We start from the raw sequence: 18,292 nt of genomic DNA, 5'->3' as shown, positions 1-18,292 counted from the left end.
AGACTTGGCAGGAAGGAAATCATGATGAAACCCGACTCGGATCATTTCTTTAACGAAGATCTCGAACAGTTGTTAGAGAGTTTAGAAGACAAAGACACCGAGGGTAATGAGGCTCTAGACGAACTGAGCTTTTTATTTGAGCAGATTTCCCCGCCTGCGGCGAGGTATGGGGCTTCTCTTGACCAAACCCTGTCTTTCTTGCCCTTAGAACAGGAATTAGAGGAACTTTTTGGCGATAGCATCAATTGGGAAGAAACCGCCACTAATGATCTTCATTCTACCCGTGGGACTGCTGCCAAGTCAGAAGCCGAAGATTGGGATGATCTGGAATCGCTGCTGCTAGAAAATGCAACAGTCCAGGACTCAGAAGCAATTATAACCATCAGCAACCCGAATTTTTACGACAGCCTCGAAGACTTAGAAGCTTTTCTGGAAAAACCCACTCCACCGGCGCAATCGCTACTGCCAGACATCTTTGAATCCCTAGAGGTCTTCCTCTGGGAATCCACAGCAGGGGAGCCTCTGGCCGCGACAGAACCTCTCCAACGGTTAGAATCACTGGAAATTGCCACGGAAAGCTCCCCAGAGCCTGAATTCAAGGATTTAGAAAAACTCCTCGAAGAAACCAATCCACCGGTTGGGTTAAATAACCTGCGTCCCCTTGTTGGTAAAGCTTTTGAACAGACGATGCGGGTGCCGATCAAACAATTGGACAACCTCAGCAATCTGATCGGGGAACTGGTGGTTAAACGCAATCGCCTTGAAAAGGAACAGGATCGCCTGCGTCTCTTTTTAGATAATTTGCTAACCTGCGTCCAAAATCTCAGCGATGTGGGCGTTCGGATGCAGGAGCTCTATGAAAGAAGCCTCCTAGAAGGGGCTTTACTGGCTAGTCGCAATGCTGGCGGTGCGATCGGTTATGGTGGAGTTCAGGGAAAAAATCAGGGCAATTCGGCTATGACTGGGGAACTAGATGCCCTAGAGATCGACCGTTTTACCGATTTCCATTTATTATCCCAAGAGATGATCGAATTGATCGTGCGCGTGCGAGAATCGACCTCTGATATTCAATTTGTCGTCGATGAAACCGATCAGGTGACGCGCAGTCTGCGACAGGCTACCACCCAACTACAGGAAGGGATGACCAAATCGCGCATGGTTCCCTTTAGTCAAACTGCCGATCATCTACCCCGGGCAATTCACGATATTTCCCTGAAACTGCACAAACAAGCCAAATTAAAAGTGGAAGGAGGGGGTGTTCTCATCGATCAGATGATCCTCGAAAATCTCAATAGTCCCATGATCCATCTGGTCAACAATGCGATCACCCACGGCATTGAATCACCCGAAGAACGCCTGGCCAAAGGCAAACCCGTCCACGGTACGATCTCGGTCCGGGCATTCCTACAGGGCAATCAAACCGTGATCACCGTTAGTGATGATGGGGCCGGTATTGATGTTAATCTGGTTAAACTTAAGGCGATCGAAAAAGGCCTGATCAGCGATCGGGAAGCTCAAAACCTCAGTACCCAAGAATTCTATGAAATTCTTTTTCATCCCGGTTTTAGTACCAAAGATCAGGCCGATGATTTTGCCGGTCGTGGGGTGGGTTTAGATGTGGTGCGTACCAGTTTAATCGATGTGCGCGGGACGATTACTATTGACTCGGTACTGGGCCAAGGAACCACTTTTACCCTCCGTTTACCCCTAACCCTGAGTATCTGTAAGGCCCTCTGTTGTGTTAGTAATCATGCTCGCATCGGTTTCTCCATGGACGGAGTGGAAGATGTGAGGGATTTCCAGGCCAGGGATATCCAAATGGATCGGGAGGGACGGCGCTGCGTTTTCTGGCAAAACACTTTACTACCTTTCCAACCCTTGAGCGATTTGCTTTCCTACAATCGACAACTTAGTCGCGGTAGTTTTTACACCGGCAAACAGAGGAAGGACTCTTTTGCGATCGTGATCCTGCGCGGTGGTAATAATCTCCTCGCGGTACAGGTGGATCGAGTGATCGGGGAACAGGAGATCGTGATCAAACAGATCGAAGGACCGATTCCGAAAACGGCTGGGATTGCTGGGGCGACGGTTTTAGGCGATGGTAGGGTGATGCCCGTCGGCGATGTGTTAGAGTTGATCGACATCGCCAGCGGTCGTCTGCGTATCGATAACGGTGGTCTTTGGCGCCAATCCGTACCGCCTGTAGATATGGAAATTAGCCAAAAATCCGAGGCTATGGTTCTGATTGTCGATGATTCGATTACTGTTCGGGAATTGCTCTCTTTAAGCTTTAGTAAAACTGGTTATCGTGTGGAACAAGCTCGGGATGGTCAAGAAGCTTGGGAAAAATTACGCGGTGGTTTGCCCTGTGATATCGTTTTTTGTGATATCGAGATGCCCCGCATGAATGGCCTGGAATTACTGTCTAATTTGCAAAAATACCCCCGATTAGCGACGATTCCCGTGGCTTTGTTGACTTCCCGAGGCTCGGAACGTCATCGTCAGGTGGCGGCGAAATTAGGGGCCAGTGGTTATTTTACCAAGCCCTACACGGAAATAGATTTACTCTCGGCAGCTGAAAGAATGATTGCGGGGGAAGTATTACTAGCTAATAGTATTAAAGCGACCTCTAATCAGCTTTCATCCTCCGATACAACGATTATTGATAGTGATCCCGCTAATTTGTTAGCACAATCGAGTCCTCTCGTCTTGATTGTCGATGATTCGTTAATAGTGCGGGAAATGTTAGCGATTTCTTTGGTTAAAGCTGGTTATCGCATTGAACAGGCCCAGGACGGTTTAGAAGCATGGGAAAAATTACAGGCCGGATTAGCTTGTGATCTGATTCTCTGCGATATCGAAATGCCTCGCCTGAATGGCTTAGAATTACTCTCTCGTCTGCAAGAGGATGAACAACTTCAGGGGATACCAGTGGCGATAATTGCCTACCAAGGGACGCAAAAAATGCAGCATCTTGCCGCCGCTAAAGGGGCAAAAGGTTATTTTGTCAAGTCCTATATTGAGGATGTTTTACTTTCAGCAGCCCAACGTTTAATCGCTGGTGAGGTATTAATCCAGAAAGAAAGTTCCGTGGATTAGCTGAGGTTCAGTAGCTGGTTATAATCAAATTTAAAATGGATTTTAGGTTCGATCCCCCCTGCTCCCTAGGGTTGATTCATTTAAATTAAGTACAACTGATGCTAAATTCAGTTATTAAAAACTGATTATTTATTCTCCGTTTTGCCTGAGTGCCTCTCTTGATATGTAGTCCATACTCAACGGATTTAGTATGATAAGCATTTCAGGACTCAGGAAGAAAGTATGGGGAAAATAGGCCAGCAATTCTAAATTTGCCCTGTAATAAGGCTTTTGGGAGTTAGTTCGCATAATATGGGGTAAAATTCAATGGGATGGCGAATTTCATTTCACGAGTCTTCGGTCTTCTGACGTGATAGTACACCCAAAGTTGCCCCAAAAATCCCCCTTTAAAATGTTCTTTAAATCCCTAAAAGGCTTGCTGTGTCTAAAACTGAGAATTGCTGAGGATTTTGCCGATAGCTTGCAGATGTTCTTGTAATTGCAGTTCTTCTTGAGCATTGATGATGCCTACATCTGGTATGGTTAGTTTAGAGCTAATTGTCCTCTATCTCCCTCTTCCTAGCCATCAGTATTTATACTCATTACATATCTGGGATGCTCCCCGTTGAACAAGCAATTTCCGATAGTGATAGGTCAAGAATCCCCCGTCACAGCGCAGCTTGACGGTGGGAGTATGTCAACTATTCTGATTGTTATTTGTGGGGCAACTGCCACAGGAAAATCCAGTTTAGCCCTACAATTGGCCGAAAAGTTTAATTCAGTAATTCTCAGTGCCGATTCCCGACAAATCTATCGAGAATTTAATATTGGTACTGCTAAACCTAGCTTAGAAGAATGTCAGCGGATTCCCCATTATCTAATTGATATTTGTGATCCTCAAGATAATTTTACCCTAGCACAGTACCAAGAACAGGCTGAGAATTTAATCAGCAATCTCCACTATTCTCCTCTGTTTTTGGTCGGTGGTACGGGACTTTATATCAAGTCCATTGTCAAAGGTTTAAAAATACCGAGGGTTTCTCCTCAAGCGGATTTAAGACGGCAATTACAAGCTTTAGGGCAATCCTATCTTTATCAAATTCTGACGCAGGTAGATGAAGAGGCCGCTAAAAAAATTCATCCCCATGATCAGGTCAGGACTTTACGCGCTTTAGAGGTTTTTTATGTGACAGGAAAACCTATCTCTAGTCAGCAGGGAGAAAATCCCCCCACTTATCCAATTTTACAAATTGGTTTAGACTGTTCCCCAGAAAGTTTAGACAAGCGGATCACTGTTCGTACTCATCAAATGATCACAAGGGGATTAGTAGCAGAGGTGCAGAATTTGGGGGATAAATACGGTTGGGATTTGCCACTTTTGCAGACTTTGGGTTATGCAGAGATTAAGCAATATCTCCTCGGAGAAGTTTCTTTAGAACAGGCGATCGATCTAATTATCCTCCACACCCGTCAATTTGCCAAACGTCAGCGCACTTGGTTTCGTGCCGATGCTAATATTGTCTGGTTTCCCGTCGATAAAGAAAATTTATTGGAATTGGTGGAACGAAAAATTATTTTGTTTCTTGAGGGGTTGTCAAGGCCCGATATAAAAACACATCATCCTGATTAACGATTAACTGAAAGTTCTCATTTTGATTCAGTTTATTTAAGTGATCATCAATTAGTTCTGGTGAACTAGACCAACCGGGATGACGGCGATCAAGTAGAATATAATTAAATTGATTTAAATCTAGGGATTGGGAACCTTTGATAGCTAATTTAATCATTTCCCGATGGGTAAGATGGGGGGCAATTCTAGAAGTAGTCAAGACACTGTCACTGGTGGTAATTTGGGTAAGAGCTTTTTGGGTGGCGGACCAAGTATCGAGGGAATTTAAATACAGTGACCAAAAATAGCCGTATTTAGCTAGGGCAAGAAAGGCAATAGTTGCCCAAGTAATTATCCATTTAGGTTTTTTTAACCAGTTACCATTATGGGCTAAAGTGGCGATAACCGCTAGAAATAAAAAGGGCAAAATTGGCAGGGAATATTGAGTGGTTAAGTTTTTTTGTGGGGCATGATCTGCTAATAAATTTAAAGCGATTGCGGGAATAGCGGCAATTATTGCGGTAGAATAGCGCCAAGATAAACCCCAAACTAAGGGAATAATTAATAGGATGAGGTATTCTAGATTATTGCCAGTAAAGATTTTTCCTAAGACAAGATCGGGTTTGAGGAAAAGATTAAAGATAATTGCTGGCAAACTATCTCCTAGATAACTATATCGAGAATCAGCCATTTCAATAACTGCTGATTTTCCTGTCAGGAGAGGGATTAATAATTTCGTGGTGATAATAAACCAAAGAATGCCGCTAATCATGGCAATTATTCCGGGGATTTTTTTCTTTTCCCAGAGAAGTAACCAGATACCCATTCCCAACAATGTTAAAGAGAGAATTGCTTTACAACCGAGAATAATAATAATTCCTAGACAAAATCCCCAGAGATTATTTAATCTTGCCGCTAAAACCGTCCAAAAAATGGCTGGCACTGCGATAACTTCTGGATGAAAATCAAAGAGATTAACGTTAAAAATCAGGGGATAGAGCAGATAAACTAAGGCTAATGTATAAGCTTGTTTTTCTTTTAATCCCGCTTGTATTGCCAATTGCCAGAGGGGAAAAACGGCAAGGGAAAGGGAAAAAGCTTGCAAGAAAAGCAGCCAATAAACGCTAGGATAAATTTTATAAAGTAAGGCTATAGGATAGAGAATAAAAGCGATATGATCGCCTAAGATATGGTAGCCAACAAAAGATATAATCGGTGGTTTAGCTTGAGAAATTAAGTAAACTCCCTGATCGAACCAACCAAGATCAAGAGCATTAGATTGAAATAAAATATGTCTGATAGCACTGCAAATAAACAGGATTATTGTAGCGCAACCAATTAACCAAAATAAATCATTCTTTTTGTGCATAATCGTTAAATTTTACTGGGATCTTTCGGGATTATTACGACAATACTGCCAAGTATCTCTAAAATAAGAAGCAACTTCAGTAAACCATGCTTTAAAAATATTTCTGTTCTCACTGGTGACGATAACCCCATTAATAAACTCTTGCCATTGGGGATCATTAGCGGGAAGAATAAAACCATAATAATCACAATTTAAAGGATTGGGGGGTATAAGTTGATAATCTTTTCCTAGGGATAAACCGAGAATGACAGCTTCTCCAATTAGCAGAATCCCATCACTAGCAAAAGCATCTATTCTATTCCTTCTTAAACTTTGAATACCTCGCAGTCTTCCCGTCACTCCTTGAAATTCTTGATAGGTAGCAAGAGGATATTTTTGTCTTAATAATTCTTGAGTGGTGGTATCTCGCAAAACTCCAATACTTATACCTTCTAAGGACGAAGAAAAGTTAAAATTATTCTGATTATCACTCCGAACTAAAAACTGAGTTCCCGTCACAAAAAAAGGCCGAGAAAAACTGACACCATCAGGTATATTTTTTCTGATACTATTTGGACCACACTCAAAATCAACGGTTTTATTTTCCAATAACTGGAAGCGATTAAATAAAGTCGATTTATAAATTTTGACACTGATGATTTGGAGGTTTAATTTGTGCTTGAGTTCTTCTCTAAGCAATTGGATAAAATCTAAGCACAATCCCTGCAAATTATTATTACTATCTCGATAGCCAAACGGAATGGCATCTTCTCTCATCGCTACTTCTAATAATCCCGTGCGTTTAATTTTTTCTAGCACTGTTTCAGATTTAGCTGGGAGAGTAGCAAAAACATTAGATAAAATAACGAGAGTAAGAATGATTAATTTCATGGTTTTTGCCGAGATTATTTAAGATTTGTTATGGACTTAATCCCACTGATCTAAAATGTCTTTGAATAATAATTCATCTAACCATGTTTTTACTACCACTGTCAAAGGTAAAGCCAATAATAAACCTAAGATGCCAAACATTTGAGCGAAGAAAATTTGAGCGATTAGGGTAATCGCCGGTAGTAAAGATACCTGTTTAGCCATGACAGTGGGTGTCAATAAATAACTTTCGACATTTTGGATAATAAAATAGAGAATCAGAATAGCGACAATTTTCCAAGGTGCATCGATAACAGCAATGAGGATCGGAAAAATCACACTAGCAGTCGGTCCGATATTAGGGATAAAATTGAGCAATCCTGCTAGGATAGCATGAACGAGAACTAGATTAATTTGTAGAACCAAAAGACCGAACCCACTTAATAATCCTACCATAGTTGAACTAATGGCAATTCCCAACAACCAATTACCTAAACCCGCTTCCGATAGGGTCAGAATTTCCTCAGCACGACGACGATAGAAGTTAGGAAATAATTTTAAGAAAGCTTGTCGATAGGGTTGGGGGTTGGCTAACATCATCATTGCTAACACCAGCACGAATAATAATTGCAAAATTGCCGCAACCGAGTTAGAAAAGAAAGTAAAAAAGTTACTAAAAACAAAAGTTCCTAAAGGTTGTAACTGCTGGACTAAATCAGTTAAATTAGGCAGGGATGGCAACCAATCAAATTGAAATTGTTGTCGCCATTGAATCGAGTTATTGCGGACTAAATTCCAAGCTTGCGGTAAAAGTTCAATTAATTTTTGAAACTGTTCGATAAAGGGGGGAACAATAATTATAACAAATAAAATCGCAATTCCCAGACTCGTCAGCAGGGTAATTAAAATAGCCAAACCCCTTTTAATACCTAATCTCTGCAATCCTTTCACACATCTATTTAAGGCTACGGTAAACACGATCGCCATAAAAATCAATAATAACAGCTGTCGAATCTGCCACAATACATAAAGAGCCATTATTAAACAGATAAACCCCAACCACTGACCAAATTTCACGACCTTAATTTATCCTATCGGGACAAATTTTATCATACAGCAGTCCGCCGTCAGTGGTCAGGATTCAGGATTCAGTCTTCGGGAGATTATTTTTATTTATTCTCTCCATCTCCCCATTCCCCCCATTCCCCCACTTCCCACTTCCCCACCTCCCACTTCCCACTTCCCCTTTCAAATCAGCAACGCCTTGGCTTCTCTAGGATGATATTCTAGGAGTTAATCTTTATGTAAATCCGTTGTCACAGAGGGAGCTAACTCATGCAAGTAAATAATCTCGGCTTTATCGCTAGTATCCTATTCGTCCTAGTCCCCACCGTTTTCCTCTTGATTCTGTTTATCCAAACCAGAGAGGAAACCGAGGGTTAAATTCCTTCCCTATCCAGGGTAAGCGCATCTTAACAAGCCTTGACAAAATGAACTTTATGTGAGTTGCTTACCCAGAGAGCGATTCAGGCATCTTTGAGGAGAATTGGCCATCTCAATTGTTGGGCAAAAATCGACCCATTTGGTCGATTTCCTAACTATTTTGATTGACTGGTATCACTTGAAATGCCCATGCGGATCACAAAATTGGCCAATTGTCAATAGCGTTTGAGATGCTCTCACCCTGCTTCCCTATCCCTATTCTTCCTAAAAACCCCGGTGATTTCTGGAAGTCATGCGGGGTTTTTCCCTTGAATTAGGGGAAAATGCCAGTTTCGTCACCTGATCCTAAATCCGCTGAGTATAGGCTACTTATGAGGACAAGCACTTATGCAAGAGGCAAGAGGCAAAAGGGTGAATAAATAAAGTGATTTCTGATCAAGAAGATACCTGATAAGTAGTTGGAAAAAAGTAAAGTTAACTGTGGGGTAAGGAGTCGGTCGTCGGTCGTCAGTAAGAATTACGGCAATTTACATTTCTTAAGATAGACAACAGAATTTATGTCCGACTACTTAGTAACCATAATTGAGAAAGTTTGTGCCGCTTAAATAAAGAGGTTTTGATAACCAAATTAAAGCATATCTAAAGAGTTTTGAGTTAAAAGTTAAACTTCAGGTTTTCATTTAGAACCAATTCACTAATTAACTAATTTTTCCCAAAAAATTAGTTAACTCGCCATTATAACATATAAGTAGGTAGGCGTTAGAAGTTGTCATACACCCCCCTTATCAAGGGGGGCAGGGGGGATCCCCCCGCCCATCGGCACCCCCCTTATCAAGGGGGGCAGGGGGGATCGAACCTAAAATCCATTTTTAATTTAATTATAACCAGCTACTTAACTAATTTTCAAGAGTTCTATAATTCATAATTCCCACTCCCAACTCCGGCTCTCCCTTTTGCTGAAGAAAAACCCCACGGTTATAGAAATCTTGGCGGAAAAGTCTCTACAACCAGGTTTTTCTAGGAATATTAGGAAAGGAGATTGCCGCGACTACCGTTAGGAAGAATAGTTTCTTCAAGGGAAGCGGAAAGAAGATTATTTTCGGTTAAAATCGCCCCGATTAAATTAGCTCGTTTGAGATTAGCTCGTTTAAGATTGCTTCCCACTAAATAACTCAAGAGTAATCCCGCTTGGTGTAGATTAGCACCGGAAAGGTTAGCGGAGGCTAAATTAGCGCCGAGAAGATTACAACCGGTTAAGTTAGCTTGGCGAAAATTGGCTTTATTCGCGTCAGTTTTGCTTAAATCGGCACCGGTTAAGTTAGCTCCCTCAAAATCACTACAATTGAGGTTAGCTCCCGTCAGATTAGCTCCTTCTAGGTTAGCATAACGTAAATCCGCCCCGCGTAAATCCGCCCCGCGCAAATCGGCATAGCTGAGGTCGGCGTATTGAAGGTGGCAGTTTTCCAGATTAGCTTGATAGAGATAGGCTCGAATTAGGTTAGCCTCTTTTAAGTTAGCATGGCTAAGATTAGCAGAGCTAAGAATAGCACGAGTGAGAATAGCCCGTTTTAGGTTAGCTTTCTCCGCCATGGCATGGGTTAAAGTGGCTGAGGTGAGATTAGCCGCTTCCAGATTCGCCTTGAACAGTTGGGCAAAAAGTAGGCTACTGTGAATTAAACAGGCAGAACTTAAATCAGCCTTTTTCAGAACAGTATTACTCAAAATTGCGCCGCTTAGGTTACTTTGGTGCAAATTTGCCCCAGAAAGAGCGGCTTTAGTCAGGTTAGCATCGATAAGACAAGCTTTGCTTAAATTGACTTCTTCTAGGTCAGCAGCCTTGAAATTAGCGTTAATTAAACAAGCTTCGGTTAAATTGGCTTGTCTTAAGTAACTATGACTTAGGTTAATCTGGTTTAAACACTGTCTCTTTAAATTGACTCTGCTAAGTCTGACTTCCGCAAAGTTGCGTTCACCTCGATTATACAGTTCGATTAGATGCTCACGATCGATTAAGGCATTGCTACTCATAAAATAACTAAATTGTCCTGGAAGGTGATTTCCAGAGAATTGGTTGGGGAAAATTACTGATCATGAAGTCGATCTCTAAGATTAGTACAGGGAGCGACTGGGGATTTTTGCGAATAAATAGAAATTTTCAACCAATTATGGGCTTAAAATCCCTATTGGCAATTACTGAAGCGGGTAAATAACCACAAGAATCGGGGTTCAATACCAAAAACAACCTTTACCTAAACCCGCCACTTGTTACCAGCCAGGTCTAGGCATTAAATTAGAGAAGTCTTGTGCGTCAGTTTTTCTGACTGAATCTACTGCCTCGCCGATGTCTTGACTCGGTATCATACAGTTGAATTTGTTAGGTCTGCTTAGTCAGTCCAGTAGCCAACAGGCTAAAACTCTTAATCACCAGATTTCGGGGACTTTCTAGTTGAGCAATCATAAAACTTCGTAAAAGTCAATCCCTCTTAAGGATAAATCGCCCCATTCTCTTCCCTGAAGCCTTGGCTCAACCAGTTTATCAGGTTGTGGTCTGTTTTGACAAGAGGCGTTAATGGCTTTTCAGTAATTCCCAAGGCAAACGGTAGCACAGAATACAGAATCATTCTTACTCTTGCCCTTCAAAATCAAGTGAAGGGTTTGAATAGTGGGTTTCGGGGGAATGGAAGTCAAACAACTGAATTTTATGGGGATGCTGAACTATTTCCAGTTAGTTATCGCCGGGATAACTGACCCTCGAAATGCCAGCAATGCCAGCCGCTACAGTCTGAAAGACTCAATATTAGTGGCATTTGCCGAGTTTTTTCGCCAGAATGAATATTTCTAGAATATCAGCGTCAACTTAATATAAGTAGTCGTGCAAAATTAATTTCCTAGTCGAGACAGGAGACTCCGAGACTCCGAGACGGGATACAGCTGTTAGGGATCGGATTTGAGTTTTCAGTTCACTGTTTACTCACAGCAGAAGTCTGACGGAGTAGTGGCTTAGATGTGTAATTAATTGTGCTTAGATAATTAGCGATCCTAAATCATTTTCAAAAAAGTGATAAGACAATATTGAATGTTTAACTATACCAAAGACAAAATGATTTTTATTTGGGGTTGTAGAAGGCAAATCCTGATTTTTTGCAGAGGAGGGGATCGAGGTTGTCGAGCTTGTCTTTGTAATGGTTATAGGCTGCTAAGACCTCCTCTTTGGTCGGCTCTAACACGCAGTCGAAGCGACGCAGCACGGTGAAAGGCAAGATGACATCTTAATATTTGCCGCGCTTAAAGGTATCGCGGATCAAATCCGCGATACTCCAAATAAAACTTACCTTGTCACCGAAGTTGTTCATCTGTTAAGACCGCAGTTTCCCCGCGACCAACCCCATTCTTCCACTCCCACGGAAATTTGCGAACCGGGACGGACATCTCCTTTCGATAAGTCTATCAGAGTGACACTGACTGCGGCGAATAAACTGCCCCGATAAATCGGCTGTCCTTTGTTGTTAGTATTTTTAAAACTAAGACTAGAAACTTGGGGAGGTTGACCGGAGCGTGTCCAGCGAATGCGCTCAAAACGTCCATTGATAAATTCTGCTGAATAGGACCAACCGTTATTCATGCGGCCTCGACAAAAAAGCTGTTGTGTGGCTACAGTAGCAGGAATATTGACAGATAAACTCAGAAGGCTGAATGTAGCGAGAGCGATCGGCAAAAATTTCATAAAAGTTGGCACTATAGGGTCAAATAATCCTATTATAAGTTTTTAGTTCGCAAATTTAACTATCGCGGCCGCGGTAAGTTCCGGTTTTTCGAGGTGGGGAACATGACCACAGCGAGGAATCCAGACCAGTTGATTATTGGGTAAGGCCTGCTGAAATATCTTCGCGTCTTTTGTGCCTAAAATTTGATCGTTTTCTCCCCAAATAATCAGCGTTTCTCGGTTTATTTGGCTTAATTTCGGCAAAAATGCCCCATAACCGCCACTTTTGGTAAAGGAGATTAAAGCCGCACTCCAGTGGGGACAATTCAGGTGCAGATTGGCACAGGTGCAAGCATCAACAGTGGCTAAAGTTGCATCAAAATAGGCAGTACGACTGATATTTTGACGCACGCGGGGATTGGCTAAAAAATTAGTTGCCCACTTATCGAGGGGAGAAAACATCAATTTACCCAAAACTGGGGGGTTAGCTAGTCCTGCGCTGTCAATCAGGACTAATTTCGCCACTATTTCCGGGTAGGAGAGGGCAAAATCGAGGGCTACTGCACCCCCCATGGAAGCACCGACTAAAATCATCGGTTTAGCGATCGCAGTTTGCCAGAAATGGTAAAGATGGCTTTTAATAGTTTTCGGAGATACTTGTAAATCTGGGTATCGCTCAGTAAAACCAAAGCCGAGCAGATCTATCGCCCAAGTTTCCCTATTTTGGGCGAGTAAGGGTAGTAAACGCCGAAATTCCAGCAGGGAACTATCAAAACCGTGTAGAAGGACAAAAGGCGGTTGACCTTGCCCTTGTTGACTATAGGTAGTTAGAATCGATCGAGGATAGATGGGGCTATCGATGGCAATTTGTTGGATATTTTCGAGGAGAGCAAGGGAGGTATCTTCACTCAATCCCTCCCTAACAGTGGGTAAAAAGTTAGGATAATTCACGGATGAGGGGGACAGTTTGATGAGGCAAGAGGCAAGAGGTGTTTAGATATGTGTAGTTAGTTGTCTCTAGCTACAGATGTTAATAGCTAATTTCGAGGGTGACAGCAGCGCGCAGGGTTTGTTCCCCTCCGATAACTGGGCTACTGGCAGCATCGGCACTCCGAAAAACCGCTTCTGAGCGGGCTATTGGCACGGGATTACTGGTATTACCCACTTGGATAGAAACCGTTTCTTTCGGCACTAAACCGAGGGCTTGTAACACGATTGTAGCCTGTTCTCTAGCTTGTTCCGTGGCTTTGATGAGAGCGGTTCTTTGGGCAGCTGCGATCGCTGACTCTCCGGCAGTAAAACTGACCCCATCGATGCGTGTTGCCCCGACTTTGACCGCTTCATCGATTAAAATCCCCGCTTGGGCTATATCAACCTGAAAACTAATCAAATTAGCCCCGATATAACCGATTAAACGTCTTTGATTGTTGCTGAAGTCGTAATTGGGCTGTAAACTGATGCCAGTGGTTTCCAATTTTTCCACTTGACGGGAACGGAGAAATTTAACCACCGCATCGCTACGATTGGCGGTTTCCTGCTGCACTTTCCCCGCTTCTTTGCCTTGAACTTCTACCCCTAAGCGCACTATTGCTTGAGAAGTGGCGATATTTTCTATTCCTTCTCCCGTTACGGTAATTGTCCTCAATTCTCTTTCGTTTGCGTAACTAGGCATAACTAATCCAGTGTTGATGAGGATAAGGGACAGCAAAAAAGCCAAGCAAAATTTTTTGTAATTCATGAAAAATCTCTAGCGATCGATACTATATTCCGATTCTAGCCTTTTTTTTGGGCAATTGATCGCAAGATTATCCCTTTTCCGTCACTTTCGCAATATTGGTGACTAAGCTCTGGGGAACTTGAAAAGGGGCCTTTAAGCAATGAGTGTGAAGAACCACAGAGACACAAAGAACACAAAGACCGATCGCTATTATATAAGTTAAACTTGTCACACAAAGAATAAGAGAGCCGATTGGTTCGCACACTGGTGCTGTTGATTAAAAAGATAAATTCTCAAAACTTGCTATGATCCAAAAAGATTGTTAATGCACTTTCTCGGATTAATTATCCCCTGCAATGACTCGCCAAATTCACGACCAATTTGCCAAGGAATATTTAGAAGAACTCTTAGCGTCTCTGGGAACGATTAAAAAGAGCAAGAAAGTCAAGAGTGAAGTCCAAGAAATCGATGTCTGGTTTGAACCAGCCAGTTCAGCATCAAGGACTGAATTACCCTTGGGGTTACTTGGTAAAATGGCGGCGACTTGCTGCTTATTTGAACCTTTCCGTAACCCACCCTCCGAGGTAGAGATTCGCAGCTGCATCTCAAAGTTATACGCGGTTCATGGCGAAGTCTTAAGGAAGGCGAAACGGACAAGCAAAACTCTAACAGAAGCTGAACTACCAGTTCTCTGGATTTTAACGCCTACTTTTTCAGCGAGAATGATTGAAGAAGTCGTGGGAATCCCCTCTTCATTCCTACCAGAAGAGGGGATGAAAGAGGAGTGGGGAAAAGGAGTTTATTTTTCCCCTAGCCTGTTCAAAACAGGAATTGTCGCCATCCATCAATTACCAGTCAATGAGGAGACTTTATGGTTGAGGGTGCTAGGGAAAGGAGGGACACAGAAACGAGCAGTAGAAGAATTAGTGCAATTGCCTGAAGGTAATCCCTTCCAAGAGAATTTACTGGAAATTCTGGCCAACTGGCGCAAGAGTTTGGAATTAAGAGATAATTTAAGTGCAGAAGAACAGGAGGACATCATGAACTTATCACCAGCTTATTTACAACAACGAGAAGAGTGGAAACAAGAAGGGATACAAGAAGGGATACAACGAGGGATACAAGAAGGGATGCAAGAAGGGATACAACGAGGCAGTTTAGAAGAACGGTATTCCCTGATAACCAGTCTTCTGGAAGGACGTTTTGGCAGCCTAGATGCAGAATTATCTGGTCTGGTGGAACAGATTGCCCAACTTCCTATCTCGGAACGCACCGGGTTACTTCTTTCTCTGGCTAATTTATCTCGCTCAGAACTATTAGAAAGATTCAGGGAAAATTAAACTTTCACTCCCCCCAAGCCAGGAAAAACTATTCCCAAGCATTAATAGAAAACGGGTTTCTCGGAGAAACCCGTTTTCTGTGCGTTACTCAACGGATTTAGTATGACAACTGATAAAAACCCCTCCAATTAATGAAGGGTAATTGTCGGATTTTATTGATGGTATTAGGAGACTTTTGTGGTTTCTTTTTCTGAAAAGACGGACAATAAAATAACAATACACACTCTCCTTTTTTAAAATGTATTCTAAGCTACATTTTTATAAATATTTACATTACTCTCCGTCAGGCTTCTTTAGCAAGGTTAAGAGCGATCGCCTTCTATCTTTTAGTAGTCAATAATGCCGATGACAAGAGCTAAGTTAAGATTGAAGGGCATTCAGTTGTTAACTCATGTAATTCTTGAGTAGGGCGAAAATATGACGACACTACTTGTACAAACGACCTCGGCTCCTTTGATGATTGATCTTCCTTGGATTATGCCGATGACGGAGGAGCAGTTTTATGAATTTTGTTTAGCCAATCGAGATTTACGCATTGAACGCAGCGCTAGTGGAGAAGTGATCGTTATGCCTCCTGCTTTTTCAGATACGGGTAATCGCAATTTTAATATAGCTCTGCAACTGGGGAACTGGTCAGAACTAGATGGAACGGGGCTTGGGTTTGATTCCAGTGCGGGTTTTACGCTGCCCAATGGTGCGACTCGTTCACCCGATGCTGCTTGGATTAAATTAGAACGCTGGAATGCTTTAACAGAAAAACAAAAAGCCTCTTTTGCCCCCATCTGTCCCGATTTTGTCATTGAATTACGTTCTGCTAGTGATACAGTATCCAGTTTGCAGAAAAAGATGGAGGAATATATTGCCAATGGTACTTTATTGGGTTGGTTAATAGATCGCCAAAATCGCCAAGTCTATATTTATCGTCCCCATCAAGAACCGGAGATTTTAAATGCTCCTGAAACCATTAGTGGTGATCCAGAATTGCCGGGGTTTGTATTAGTAATGGCTAAGATTTGGTAAATGCGATCGCTGCGGACTCCTGTTATGAATTATGAATTATGAATTGGGGAAGTGGGGAGTGGGTTTTTAAAGTTGGATTGGGAGTTAATCATACTGTTAAAAAATGATTTAGTATCAGGGGCGACCGGGATTTTCCCACAACTCGATCAAATGTGTTATCATTCTTAGCAAATAGAGTAAGTCAGCCTAATTCAACCGTGGTCTGTTGAAGCGGAGGAACCGAATTTGGGGCGAATTTCAGTCAATGAAAAGGACATCTCTCAGTCCTAGCCCGTCAGCTAACTTCGTCGGCATTGGGGGAAGACTGAAGAGAAACAGAATAGGAAATATTCCTGTAAATATTCTGACTCTTTCAGGATTCTTGGTTGGTACTGCTCATTATCTGTACCTCGATCCTTATATAAGGGTAAATAACATGAATATTGCGGCTATTTTAGTCGCTGGGCGTGCCACAGGCAGGCAAGCGAAAGCTTGGCTGTTTAAGGATGTGGTACTGTATCCGGCGATGGGTTTTATCGGTCTGATTACCCTCTGGTGGGTAATTGCGACTTTCCGAAGTGAATTGATGCCCAATCCTTGGCAGGCCTTGACTAGCAATCTCGATTATATTCTCCATCCCTTCTATCGTCGCGGTCCGGGCAATCTCGGCATCGGTTGGCTATTGCTGGCCAGTTTGCGACGCGTCTTAATCGGTTTTCTGTTGGGAGCATTAGTGGCTATTCCGGTCGGGTTTCTCATCGGGCTATCCCGGCCGGCTATGCTCATCCTCAATCCGGTCATTCAAATTCTACGCCCCGTTTCCCCCCTAGCTTGGCTACCCATCTCTCTGGCCATGTTTGGAGTCGCGGAACCCTCGGCCATTTTTGTGATTTTTATCACCTCCCTCTGGTCAACCATGATTAATACAGCCCTAGGAGTCGGTAGTGTATCCAAAGACTATATCGATGTGGCCAGAGTCCTAGAAATGCCCAAATATCGCCAGATTTTTAAAATTATCCTCCCCGCTAGTTTGCCTTACATTTTTACGGGATTGCGCTTAAGTTTAGGAATTGCTTGGCTAGTCATCGTAGCCGTGGAAATGTTAACCGGAGGTGTGGGAATCGGGTTTTTTCTTTGGGATGAGTGGAATCGCTTAAACCTTAGTTCCGTCTTTCTGGCCGTGATTGTCATTGGCGTTACCGGTTTAATCCTCGATTACCTAATTAGCCGTTTACAAGTCCTTGTCACCCATCGTCCCGCTAAACCGGGCAGTTAATACCATGATTCCCCCCATATCTAGACGTACCTTCCTTCAGGGATTGGGGACGACTTTGGTTACTGGTAGCCTGACTGCCTGTACTATCAATGCCAGTCGCAACCCGACGGGATTAACCGAGGCAGCCCTAGCCGTAACCCCGATTATCGATCCGAAAACCCTAGAAAAACCTCACCTCACCGTGGGATATGTCCCCGTCAATGATTGCGCCCCCTTCGCCGTCGCCTGGGAAAAAGGCTTTTTTCGTAAGTATGGACTGAATGTCACCCTCAGTCGGGAAGCAAGTTGGGCGAATTCCCGTGATGGGATTATCTTCGGACGCTTGGACGCTTCTCCCGTGGTCTCCGGGGCGATTACCAATGCGAGGACGGGGGCAGAAGGGGCGCGGGTTGCCCCTCTGTGTGGGGCGATGACTATTCATCGTCACGGTAACGCTATGACCATGAACCGGCCGATGTGGGATTTTGGCCTTCGACCTTGGCGAGAGTATAATGGCAACCTTGAGCAAGCGGGCCGGCAACTGCAAGCCTATTTCCAGAGTATCCCCCCGGAAGAGCGCATCTGGGCAGCGGTCTTGAGTTCCTCCATCTATGAATACTTCCTGCGTTACCTGACGGCATCGATGGGCATTAATCCGATCGAAGAATTTCGTCTTTTGATTATTCCGCCGCCGCAGATGGTCAACAATATGCGTATTGGTACAATGCAAGCTTATAGAACTCTTGCAAATTAATTATATGTTATAATGATCGGTTAACTAATTTTCCCAAAAAAATTAGTTAATCAGTACATTCGTCCTGAATGAAAACTTGAAGTTTAACTTTTAACTCAAAACTCTTTAGAGCTGCTTTAATTTGGTTATCAAAACCTCTTTATTTAAGCGGCACAAACTATCTCAATTTTTATAAT

General features: G+C 42.9%; 16 protein-coding genes and 1 riboswitch. Of the genes, 8 read left to right on the top strand and 8 right to left on the bottom strand.

The features are described 5' to 3' along the window. The first annotated feature begins 21 nt into the window (after window positions 1-21). Window positions 22-3,099 (top strand): hybrid sensor histidine kinase/response regulator, encoded by a 3,078-nt coding sequence (locus tag PN470_RS11935; RefSeq protein WP_272104586.1) that lies wholly within the window; start codon window positions 22-24, stop codon window positions 3,097-3,099. Between the two features lie 673 nt (window positions 3,100-3,772). Continuing rightward, the gene (gene miaA / locus PN470_RS11930; RefSeq protein ID WP_272104585.1) at window positions 3,773-4,708 is read left to right on the top strand and encodes a tRNA (adenosine(37)-N6)-dimethylallyltransferase MiaA; all 936 of its coding nucleotides are present in this window, start codon (window positions 3,773-3,775) and stop codon (window positions 4,706-4,708) included. Here the strand turns inward: miaA and PN470_RS11925 are convergent. The 3 genes from PN470_RS11925 to PN470_RS11915 are packed head-to-tail and all read right to left on the bottom strand — an operon-like array spanning window position 4,650 to window position 7,982. After that, complete coding sequence (locus PN470_RS11925) at window positions 4,650-6,056, bottom strand: DUF2079 domain-containing protein (RefSeq protein ID WP_103111091.1); 1,407 nt, start codon at window positions 6,054-6,056, stop codon at window positions 4,650-4,652. The genes miaA and PN470_RS11925 overlap by 59 nt on opposite strands. A 12-nt stretch (window positions 6,057-6,068) precedes the next feature. After that, the gene (locus tag PN470_RS11920) at window positions 6,069-6,926 is read right to left on the bottom strand and encodes an amino acid ABC transporter substrate-binding protein (RefSeq protein ID WP_103111092.1); all 858 of its coding nucleotides are present in this window, start codon (window positions 6,924-6,926) and stop codon (window positions 6,069-6,071) included. Window positions 6,927-6,962: 36 nt separating this feature from the next. Continuing rightward, a complete protein-coding gene (locus tag PN470_RS11915) occupies window positions 6,963-7,982 on the bottom strand; it encodes an AI-2E family transporter (RefSeq protein ID WP_103111093.1) in 1,020 nt (339 codons plus the stop codon). Between the two features lie 258 nt (window positions 7,983-8,240). Between PN470_RS11915 and psbM the strand changes: the two genes are divergently transcribed. Next, window positions 8,241-8,348 (top strand): photosystem II reaction center protein PsbM, encoded by a 108-nt coding sequence (psbM, locus tag PN470_RS11910; protein ID WP_002745897.1) that lies wholly within the window; start codon window positions 8,241-8,243, stop codon window positions 8,346-8,348. 1,026 nt (window positions 8,349-9,374) lie between these two features. Here the strand turns inward: psbM and PN470_RS11905 are convergent. Then, window positions 9,375-10,376 carry a pentapeptide repeat-containing protein gene (locus tag PN470_RS11905; RefSeq protein WP_002779016.1) on the bottom strand — a complete coding sequence of 334 codons (1,002 nt, stop codon included), beginning with the start codon at window positions 10,374-10,376 and terminating at the stop codon, window positions 9,375-9,377. Between the two features lie 649 nt (window positions 10,377-11,025). Between PN470_RS11905 and PN470_RS11900 the strand changes: the two genes are divergently transcribed. Further along, window positions 11,026-11,190, top strand: a complete 165-nt coding sequence (locus PN470_RS11900) for a hypothetical protein (protein WP_176721629.1) — start codon at window positions 11,026-11,028, stop codon at window positions 11,188-11,190. Window positions 11,191-11,455: 265 nt separating this feature from the next. Here PN470_RS11900 and PN470_RS11895 read toward each other — a convergent pair whose 3' ends face one another. The 4 genes from PN470_RS11895 to PN470_RS11880 all read right to left on the bottom strand — a co-directional run bounded on the left by PN470_RS11895 (window position 11,456) and on the right by PN470_RS11880 (window position 13,789). Beyond that, the gene (locus tag PN470_RS11895; protein ID WP_002779014.1) at window positions 11,456-11,608 is read right to left on the bottom strand and encodes a type I restriction-modification system subunit M N-terminal domain-containing protein; all 153 of its coding nucleotides are present in this window, start codon (window positions 11,606-11,608) and stop codon (window positions 11,456-11,458) included. Window positions 11,609-11,697: 89 nt separating this feature from the next. Next, window positions 11,698-12,072 (bottom strand): hypothetical protein, encoded by a 375-nt coding sequence (locus PN470_RS11890; RefSeq protein WP_002752795.1) that lies wholly within the window; start codon window positions 12,070-12,072, stop codon window positions 11,698-11,700. Window positions 12,073-12,114: 42 nt separating this feature from the next. Continuing rightward, a complete protein-coding gene (locus PN470_RS11885; protein WP_103111096.1) occupies window positions 12,115-13,002 on the bottom strand; it encodes an alpha/beta fold hydrolase in 888 nt (295 codons plus the stop codon). Window positions 13,003-13,081: 79 nt separating this feature from the next. Next, complete coding sequence (locus PN470_RS11880; RefSeq protein ID WP_271937004.1) at window positions 13,082-13,789, bottom strand: SIMPL domain-containing protein; 708 nt, start codon at window positions 13,787-13,789, stop codon at window positions 13,082-13,084. Window positions 13,790-14,124: 335 nt separating this feature from the next. On the opposite strand from PN470_RS11880, the gene PN470_RS11875 reads away from it, so the two are divergent. From PN470_RS11875 to PN470_RS11860, 4 genes are all read left to right on the top strand, one after another. Further along, the gene (locus PN470_RS11875; protein ID WP_271937002.1) at window positions 14,125-15,108 is read left to right on the top strand and encodes a hypothetical protein; all 984 of its coding nucleotides are present in this window, start codon (window positions 14,125-14,127) and stop codon (window positions 15,106-15,108) included. A gap of 417 nt (window positions 15,109-15,525) precedes the next feature. Further along, window positions 15,526-16,128 carry a Uma2 family endonuclease gene (locus PN470_RS11870; RefSeq protein WP_103111100.1) on the top strand — a complete coding sequence of 201 codons (603 nt, stop codon included), beginning with the start codon at window positions 15,526-15,528 and terminating at the stop codon, window positions 16,126-16,128. A gap of 173 nt (window positions 16,129-16,301) precedes the next feature. Next, a riboswitch (cyclic di-AMP (ydaO/yuaA leader) is annotated at window positions 16,302-16,436 on the top strand. Window positions 16,437-16,543: 107 nt separating this feature from the next. Then, window positions 16,544-17,383 carry a nitrate ABC transporter permease gene (gene ntrB, locus PN470_RS11865; protein WP_271936998.1) on the top strand — a complete coding sequence of 280 codons (840 nt, stop codon included), beginning with the start codon at window positions 16,544-16,546 and terminating at the stop codon, window positions 17,381-17,383. 4 nt (window positions 17,384-17,387) lie between these two features. After that, window positions 17,388-18,116, top strand: coding sequence for an ABC transporter substrate-binding protein (locus tag PN470_RS11860; RefSeq protein ID WP_272104584.1), 729 nt, complete (start codon window positions 17,388-17,390; stop codon window positions 18,114-18,116). Window positions 18,117-18,292: the final 176 nt, after the last annotated feature.

This window comes from Microcystis sp. CS-574, from assembly GCF_028329095.1.
Classification (GTDB): Bacteria; Cyanobacteriota; Cyanobacteriia; order Cyanobacteriales; family Microcystaceae; genus Microcystis; species Microcystis ichthyoblabe_A.
The sequence above is the reverse complement of the archived record's forward strand: the minus strand, read 5'-3'. Positions and strand labels throughout refer to the sequence as shown.